Raw genomic sequence first — 8,244 nt, 5'->3', positions numbered from 1 at the left:
GCTGCGCGCCGTGCTGATGGCGGCGTCGAAGGTTTCACGGTTGTGCTCGGCAAACCGCTCGCGCTGGGTCAGGCCCTCGGCATCGAGGACTTCGTACAGCTCGAAAGCCAGATTGCGGGAACTGAGCAGCGTCTCGGACATGTCGGCTTACCTTTGAAGGGAATGGCCTGAGTCTAAGTGCGCGAATAGAGGCTGGATAGCAAGATTGATTTGCGTGATGGAGGGGCAGAACGCGGGCGAAAGGTTGGATGCGGTCAATGTGGGAGCTGGCTTGCCCGCGATGAGGCCGTGCCAGCTGACATCTAAGTCACTGGCCCACCGCTATCGCAGGCAAGCCAGCTCCCACATGAGTTAACCGATGGTCATCAGGCTCGCGTTACCACCCGCCGCAGCCGTGTTAACGCTCAACGCCCGCTCGATCACCAGGCGCTCCAGCGCAATCGCCGTCTCACCTTGCGACAAGCCGTGCACCCCGACAATCGCGCCACCGCGCTGCGCCACTTGCTGGCACACCGCACGCAGTTGGTCGGAATCACCGTGGTGCACAACGGCGTCGAACACCACCTCATCCTTGGTCCAGTCAGCCACACGCTTGATCTTCGCCTGAACTTCCCTCGGCAGGCGTGGGAACAAGGCTTTGGTCAGGTCAGTTTCCGGCCATACCGCCGAGCCACCAACCGCCAATACCGCCGCCAGTTGCGTCAGCAGGTCGCCTTCCACTTCCGCCAGGCACAACACGTGCTCGCGGGGCAGGATGGCATAGCTGTTGCGCTCGCCGGTCGGGCCGGCCAGTTGGCGGGTGATGCCGCTTTGCGACTGTGCGGCAAACTGGCTGCACAGGGCGCTCAGGTCGCTGAACTTGTTGCTGTCGGCCCAGGTTTTCAGGGTGGTCAGCGGTTGGCTCATGGCGTCGCGCAGGCGCACGTCCGGTGCAGCCAGCTTGTCGCCGCGCACGAAGGATTGCTCGATGGCATCCGTAGGGCGAGTCGACAGCAGGCGGTACAGGTACAGCGGACCGCCAGCTTTCGGGCCAGTACCCGACAAACCTTCGCCGCCGAACGGCTGCACGCCGACCACGGCACCGACGATGTTGCGGTTCACATAGACGTTACCGGCATGCACATTGTCGATCACCTTGGCGATGGTCTCGTCGATGCGCGTGTGCACGCCCAGGGTCAGGCCGTAGCCGGAGGCATTGATCTGGCCGATCAACTGGTCGATCTCTTTGCGCTTGTAGCGCACCACGTGCAGTACCGGGCCGAAGATCTCGCGTTGCAGCTCGTCGAAGCTTTCCAGCTCGATCAGGGTTGGCATCACGAAGGTGCCGCGCTTGATCTCTTCGCCGTCGGCGATCGCCACCTGGTACACGTTGCGGCCTTTGTCGCGCATGGCCTGGATGTGTTTCTCGATGCCGGCCTTGGCTTCGGCGTCGATCACCGGGCCGATATCCACCGACAGGCGCTCCGGGTTACCCAGGCGGCATTCAGCCATGGCGCCCTTGAGCATTTCGATCACGCGGTCGGCCGAATCTTCCTGCAGGCACAGTACGCGCAGGGCCGAGCAACGCTGGCCAGCGCTGTCGAAGGCCGAGGAAACGACGTCGATCACCACTTGTTCGGTGAGCGCCGAAGAGTCGACGATCATCGCGTTCTGGCCACCGGTTTCGGCGATCAGCGGGATCGGGCGGCCCTGGGCATCCAGGCGACCGGCGACATTGCGTTGCAGCAGGCGCGCCACTTCGGTGGAACCGGTAAACATCACGCCTTTGACGCGATCATCACCGACCAGACGGGCACCGACGGTTTCGCCCTGGCCCGGCAGCAGTTGCAGCACGCCTTCCGGGATACCGGCTTCGAGCAGGATACGCACGGCCTGTGCGGCCACCAGTGGGGTTTGTTCGGCCGGCTTGGCCAGTACCGGGTTACCGGCGGCCAGTGCAGCGGCTACTTGACCGCTGAAGATTGCCAGCGGGAAGTTCCACGGGCTGATGCAGACCACTGGCCCGAGGGGGCGGTGGGCATCGTTGGTGAAATCGTTGCGCGCCTGCACCGCGTAGTAACGCAGGAAGTCCACGGCTTCGCGCACTTCGGCGATGGCGTTGGCGAAGGTTTTGCCGGCTTCACGGGCCAGCAGGCCCATCAGCGGCTGGATCTCGCCTTCCATCAAGTCGGCGGCGCGCTCCAGGATCGCGGCACGTTCGGCGGGCGGCGTGGCCTGCCAGATCGGGCCGGCGTTGATGGCGCACTGGATCGCATTGTCGACGTCTTCGACGGTGGCTTCCTGTACATGGCCCACCACATCACGCAGATCGGACGGGTTCAGCACCGCTGCAGCGGCTTCATTACTGGAAGCGCAGCCCAGCATCGGCGCGGCTTTCCAGTTGTTGTGCGCGGTGGCCAACAGTGCGCAAGACAGCGACGCCAAGCGATGTTCGTTGGCCAGGTCGATACCGGCCGAGTTGGCGCGGTCGCTGCCATACAGGTCACGCGGCAGCGGGATACGCGGGTGCGGCAGGCCGAAGCCGCCTTCCAGCGTGGCCATCTGCTCGATGTTGGCCACTGGGTCGGCCACCAGCTCCTGAATCGAAATGGTATGGTCGGCAATGCGGTTGACGAATGAGGTGTTGGCGCCGTTTTCCAGCAGGCGACGCACCAGGTACGCCAGCAATGTTTCGTGGGTGCCGACCGGAGCGTACACGCGGCACGGACGGTTCAGCTTGCCCTCGGAAACCTTGCCTACAACCTGCTCGTACAGCGGTTCGCCCATGCCGTGCAGGCACTGGAACTCGTACTGGCCGGGGTAATAGTTTTGACCGGCGATATGGTAAATGGCCGACAGCGTGTGGGCGTTGTGCGTGGCGAACTGCGGGTAGATGACTTCCGGCACCGACAGCAGTTTGCGTGCGCAGGCAATGTAGGAAACGTCGGTGTACACCTTGCGGGTGTACACCGGGTAGCCTTCCAGGCCTTCGACCTGGGCGCGTTTGATTTCGCTGTCCCAGTACGCGCCTTTTACCAGGCGGATCATCAGGCGATGGCGGCTGCGGCGTGCCAGGTCGATCACGTAGTCGATCACATACGGGCAACGCTTCTGGTAGGCCTGGATCACGAAGCCGATGCCGTTCCAGCCGGTCAGTTGCGGCTCGAAGCACAGGCGTTCCAGCAGGTCGAGCGACAGCTCCAGGCGGTCGGCCTCTTCGGCGTCGATGTTCAGGCCGATGTCGTATTGCTTGGCCAGCAAGGTCAGCGACAGCAGGCGCGGGTACAGCTCGTCCATCACGCGCTCGTACTGCGCACGGCTGTAACGCGGGTGCAGTGCCGAGAGTTTGATGGAGATGCCCGGGCCTTCATAAATCCCACGGCCGTGGGAGGCTTTGCCGATGGAGTGAATGGCTTGTTCGTACGAGGCCAGGTACTTCTGGGCGTCGTGTTCGGTCAGCGCGGCTTCACCGAGCATGTCGTAGGAATAGCGGAAACCCTTGGCTTCGAACTTGCTCGCATTGGCCAGGGCTTCGGCGATGGTTTCGCCGGTGACGAACTGCTCGCCCATCAGGCGCATGGCCATGTCGACGCCCTTGCGGATCATCGGCTCGCCGCTCTTGCCGATGATGCGGCTCAGGGACGAGGTCAAGCCCGCTTCGTTATGGGTGGCAACCAGTTTGCCGGTCAGCAGCAAGCCCCAGGTGGCCGCGTTAACGAACAGCGATGGGCTGTTGCCCAAGTGCGGCTGCCAGTTGCCGGTGCTGATCTTGTCGCGGATCAGCGCGTCGCGGGTGCCCTTGTCCGGGATGCGCAGCAGCGCTTCGGCCAGGCACATCAGCGCTACGCCTTCCTGGGACGACAGGGAGAATTCTTGCAGCAAGCCCTGAACAATACCGGCACGGCCGCCAGCGCTTTTTTGGTTGCGCAGTTTTTCGGCAATCGAGGCGGCCAGCTTGTTGGTGGCCTCGGCCATTGGCTGCGGCAGGCGCGCCTGCTCGATCAGCATCGGCACCACTTCCGGCTCCGGGCGGCGGTAAGCGGCGGTGATCGAGGCGCGCAATACCGATTGCGGCAGAATGCTTTCGGCAAACTCCAGGAAGCACTGGTGGGCGTGGTCAGGTTGCACTTCGCCGGCGTCTTCAGCGTCCTTGCTGCCCGAGCCATTGAGCTCGGTCAGGGTTGCACCACCCTCGAGTTTCTCCAGGTAATTGAAAATCGCCTGCTTGATCAGCCAGTGCGGCGTGCGATCAATGGAGGTCGCGGCTGCCTTGAGGCGTTCGCGGGTCGGGTCGTCGAGTTTGACCCCAAGGGTGGTCGTTGCCATCTTTTTATCCTCATGGGTGCCACTACCGAGTGGCATCTGCTGGCGGCAAGATTAGCTTTGCGCATGCAGAGGTGCAACCGGGTGCAACCCAAATTGTTCAGGAATTTTTCGATCGTGATCGGGAAAAATTCCGGCCCTCGACGGAATACGCTGCGTCTTGGTGCATTTACTTCTAAAATCGGCTGTTCTTGCTCCGAAAAGGAGCAAAAACCCGGTATTTTCGCGAAAACATATCGAGGTGCAACTTAATCTCAAGAAACTGGTTGCACCTTATTTACTTTGTTGAATAGCATTCGCGCCCAAGGTGCAACCACTCGCAAGGGTCGGTTCATCGGCTGGCGGCTTTCCTGGGGAAACGCCAGTCATAAATGCGCGGCTCGCCGTATCGTCTACCCGTTACCAATGGGTGGCCGTCTGCCAGACCGCTGCTACATAAAAACAAAGCCAGGGCGTCACTCCTATGAGCGTTAGCAATCCAACCCTGATCACATTCGTGATCTACATCGCAGCAATGGTGCTGATCGGCTTCATGGCCTATCGCTCCACCAACAACCTTTCTGATTACATCCTCGGCGGTCGCAGCCTCGGTAGCGTGGTCACGGCCTTGTCGGCCGGTGCCTCGGACATGAGCGGCTGGTTGCTGATGGGCTTGCCGGGCGCGATCTACATGTCCGGCCTGTCGGAAAGCTGGATTGCCATCGGCCTGATCGTCGGTGCCTACCTCAACTGGCTGTTCGTGGCCGGTCGCCTGCGGGTGCAGACCGAGCACAACGGCGACGCCCTGACGCTGCCGGATTACTTCTCCAGCCGTTTCGAAGATAAAAGCGGCCTGCTGCGGATCATCTCTGCGGTAGTGATCCTGGTGTTCTTCACCATCTACTGCGCGTCCGGCATCGTGGCGGGCGCCCGTCTGTTTGAAAGCACCTTCGGCATGTCCTACGAGACCGCGCTGTGGGCCGGTGCTGCGGCGACCATCGCCTACACCTTCGTGGGTGGCTTCCTGGCGGTCAGCTGGACCGACACTGTGCAAGCTACGCTGATGATCTTCGCGCTGATCCTCACGCCAATCATCGTGCTGCTGGCCACCGGTGGTGTCGACACCACGTTCCTGGCGATCGAAGCCAAGAACCCCGACAACTTCAACATGCTCAAAAACACCAGTTTCATCGGCATCATCTCGCTGATGGGCTGGGGCCTGGGTTACTTCGGCCAGCCGCATATCCTCGCGCGTTTCATGGCGGCGGATTCGGTGAAGTCGATCGCCAAGGCGCGTCGCATCTCCATGACCTGGATGATCCTGTGCCTCGCCGGCACCGTGGCGGTGGGCTTCTTCGGTATTGCTTACTTCTCCGCGCACCCGGAAGTGGCCGGTCCTGTCACCGAGAACCACGAGCGTGTGTTTATCGAGCTGGCCAAGCTGCTGTTCAACCCATGGATCGCGGGCGTGCTGCTGTCGGCCATCCTGGCGGCGGTGATGAGCACCCTGAGCTGCCAACTGTTGGTGTGCTCCAGCGCGCTGACCGAAGACTTCTACAAAACCTTCCTGCGCAAAAACGCCTCCCAGGTTGAGCTGGTGTGGGTGGGTCGCGCGATGGTGCTGTTGGTGGCCCTGATCGCCATCGCCATGGCCGCCAACCCGGACAACCGCGTACTGGGCCTGGTGAGCTACGCCTGGGCAGGCTTCGGCGCTGCGTTCGGCCCTGTGGTGCTGATCTCGGTGATCTGGAAAGGCATGACCCGTAACGGCGCACTGGCCGGTATTCTGGTCGGCGCGATCACCGTGATCGTGTGGAAGCACTTCAATCTGCTGGGCCTGTACGAAATCATCCCGGGCTTTATCTTCGCCAGCCTGGCGATCTATTTCGTGAGCAAGATGGGCGCACCGACTGCGGGTATGGTCGAGCGTTTTGATGCAGCGGAAAAAGACTACAACCTCAACAAGTAACTCGGTGGGCGGTAAGCGCCAATTGCGTTAGAAAAAAGGCCCGCATCCTTAGGATAGCGGGCCTTTTTTTGATCGTTTTGATCGTTCCCATGCTCCGCGTGGGAATGCCACCCCGGACGCTCCGCGTCCCGCTGCCAGTTCAGCCAGCATCCGGCTGATTGAGAAAAATCAGCACGCCCAGGATCGCCATGTAGAACTTGAATGCCGCTTCCTGGCCGTTCCACTGATGGGACTGCCACATCAGAAACCATTCACCGCCGACCACCATAAAGCCAAAAAACCACACCACAAAGCCGAGGGTCAGGCCGGCTGTTGCACCTGCCTTGGCGCGGTTGAATTCGCTCCCGCCTGCATGCCGCGCGCGCCATAGCGATAGCGCGCCCCGCGCCAGCAGTACAGCGGTGAGCGCCTCGCCGAGAATGATCAGCACGTAGGCCGCGTGCCACATCCACGGCGTCGTGATTGCCCGATACATGGCGGCGTTGTTCGGGAAGGTGGTGTCCATGCTCAACACATGTTGGACGAAGGCGAAGTTGGAGCCGTAGTCCGTGATGTTGTTGAACGCAACCAGGGTGGCGAAGGCGGCGAGGGCCAGGGTCAGGATGATTTTTGCGTAGCGGGTGGCCATGCTTTTTCCAGTGATCCGGTGAGGAGGAGCTATTACGCTAGCACGGCCTTGGCGTGCCTTCGACGCCAGATACATGAAGAATCCGGCACCCAGGGTGTAGGAGCTTACTGATTTGTCTGTGGTGTGCTCTGGTGGGTGAAAAGCTGGTGCAGAATCGCTCGCCCACCCCTTGCGGAGAGACACCGGATGTTTGCTCTTGCCAATCAAAGTGCCTTTAACCTGACCCTTGATGGGCAGCCCAGTGAACTCAAGGTTCGAGGGTTTTCGGGTGATGAATTTATCAGCCTGCCTTTTCGTTTTGACCTTGAGTTGGTGAGCGAACAACCCGACCTGGACCTCGATAGCCTCCTGCACCGTCAGGCGTTCCTGGGGTTTGATGCGCAAGGACACGGCGTTCATGGCCAGGTGTACCGGGTGGCGCAAGGCGATTCCGGCAAGCGCCTGACCCGTTACCAGATCACCCTGGTGCCGCAGTTGGCTTACCTGGAACACAGCACGCACCAGCGGATCTTTCAGAAAAAAACCGTGCCGCAGATCATTGCGCTGGCACTGGAGGCACAGGGTATCCAGGGTGATGCCTTTGCGTTTCAGCTGAGTGGGCAATACCCCGAGCGTGAGTACTGTGTTCAGTTCGGCGAAACCGATCTGGCGTTCATTCAGCGCTTGTGCGTGGAGTCGGGCATTCACTATCACTTCCAGCACAGCCCCGAACGCCATCTGTTGGTGTTTGGCGATGACCAAAGCGTGTTCACCCAGCCAGACCAAGCCACTCCCTACTCGGCCGGTTCCGCCATGGTGGCCGGGGCCCCTGCGATCAAGCACTTCATCCTGCGGTTGGAGACCCGCACCACCGGCGTAAGCGTGCGCGATTATGATTTCAAAAAGCCCGGTCTGGTCCTGGAAAGCGCGGCATCCAGCGGGCAACAGCCTGTGCTGAATGAGCAGTACTACCCTGGGCACTTCACTGATCGAGCCCATGGCAAGTACTTGGCGCAACGGGTGCTTGAGCGTCATCGCAGTGACTTTCGCCAAGCCAGCGGCAGTGGTGACCAGCCGGCCTTGTCCACTGGGCAGTTCCTGAAGATGACCGGGCACCCTCGTCCGGAATGGAATAATTTGTGGTTGGTTACCCGGTTGTACCATTCAGGGCAACAGCCTCAGGTCCTTGAGGAATCTGCGCCTGACACTTATGACGATGGCGTCTCCCCCGGCTACCACAATGAGTTTGTCGTCACACCTTGGGATGTGCCGTTTCGAACGCCGCTGATCATGTCCCGCCCGCAAATATCGGGCTACCAGAACGCAGTGGTCACCGGGCCTGCCGACGCTGAGGTCCATTGCGACGAATACGGTCGCGTCAAAGTGC

The 8,244-nt window shown here is 61.1% G+C and carries 5 protein-coding genes; 2 read left to right on the top strand and 3 right to left on the bottom strand.

Translation table 11 applies throughout. From position 1 onward, the window contains the following. A partial coding sequence (locus tag FEM54_RS17895; protein ID WP_138452222.1) for an acyl-CoA dehydrogenase N-terminal domain-containing protein occupies positions 1 to 141 on the bottom strand: 141 nt, incomplete at its 3' end. Between the two features lie 210 nt (positions 142 to 351). Beyond that, on the bottom strand, positions 352 to 4,305 hold the full coding sequence (putA, locus tag FEM54_RS17890; RefSeq protein ID WP_138452220.1) for a trifunctional transcriptional regulator/proline dehydrogenase/L-glutamate gamma-semialdehyde dehydrogenase: 3,954 nt from the start codon (positions 4,303 to 4,305) through the stop codon (positions 352 to 354). A 460-nt stretch (positions 4,306 to 4,765) separates the two neighbouring features. Between putA and putP the strand changes: the two genes are divergently transcribed. After that, positions 4,766 to 6,250 carry a sodium/proline symporter PutP gene (gene putP, locus FEM54_RS17885; protein WP_017138528.1) on the top strand — a complete coding sequence of 495 codons (1,485 nt, stop codon included), beginning with the start codon at positions 4,766 to 4,768 and terminating at the stop codon, positions 6,248 to 6,250. A gap of 139 nt (positions 6,251 to 6,389) precedes the next feature. On the opposite strand, the gene FEM54_RS17880 is transcribed toward putP, so the two are convergent. Then, positions 6,390 to 6,878 carry a DUF2165 family protein gene (locus tag FEM54_RS17880; protein WP_099548069.1) on the bottom strand — a complete coding sequence of 163 codons (489 nt, stop codon included), beginning with the start codon at positions 6,876 to 6,878 and terminating at the stop codon, positions 6,390 to 6,392. Between the two features lie 186 nt (positions 6,879 to 7,064). On the opposite strand from FEM54_RS17880, the gene tssI reads away from it, so the two are divergent. Beyond that, positions 7,065 to 8,244 (top strand): type VI secretion system tip protein TssI/VgrG (tssI, locus tag FEM54_RS17875; protein WP_138452219.1); only part of this gene is annotated, 1,180 nt, incomplete at its 3' end.

This window comes from Pseudomonas edaphica (assembly GCF_005863185.1).
GTDB classification, from domain to species: Bacteria; Pseudomonadota; Gammaproteobacteria; order Pseudomonadales; family Pseudomonadaceae; genus Aquipseudomonas; species Aquipseudomonas edaphica.
The sequence above is the reverse complement of the archived record's forward strand: the minus strand, read 5'-3'. Positions and strand labels throughout refer to the sequence as shown.

Bases quoted from the DNA above. Each gene is read 5' to 3' on its own strand.
- putA (WP_138452220.1), bottom strand. From the start codon at position 4,305: ATGGCAACGACCACCCTTGGGGTCAAACTCGACGACCCGACCCGCGAA.
- FEM54_RS17880 (WP_099548069.1), bottom strand. From the start codon at position 6,878: ATGGCCACCCGCTACGCAAAAATCATCCTGACCCTGGCCCTCGCCGCC.
- putP (WP_017138528.1), top strand. From the start codon at position 4,766: ATGAGCGTTAGCAATCCAACCCTGATCACATTCGTGATCTACATCGCA.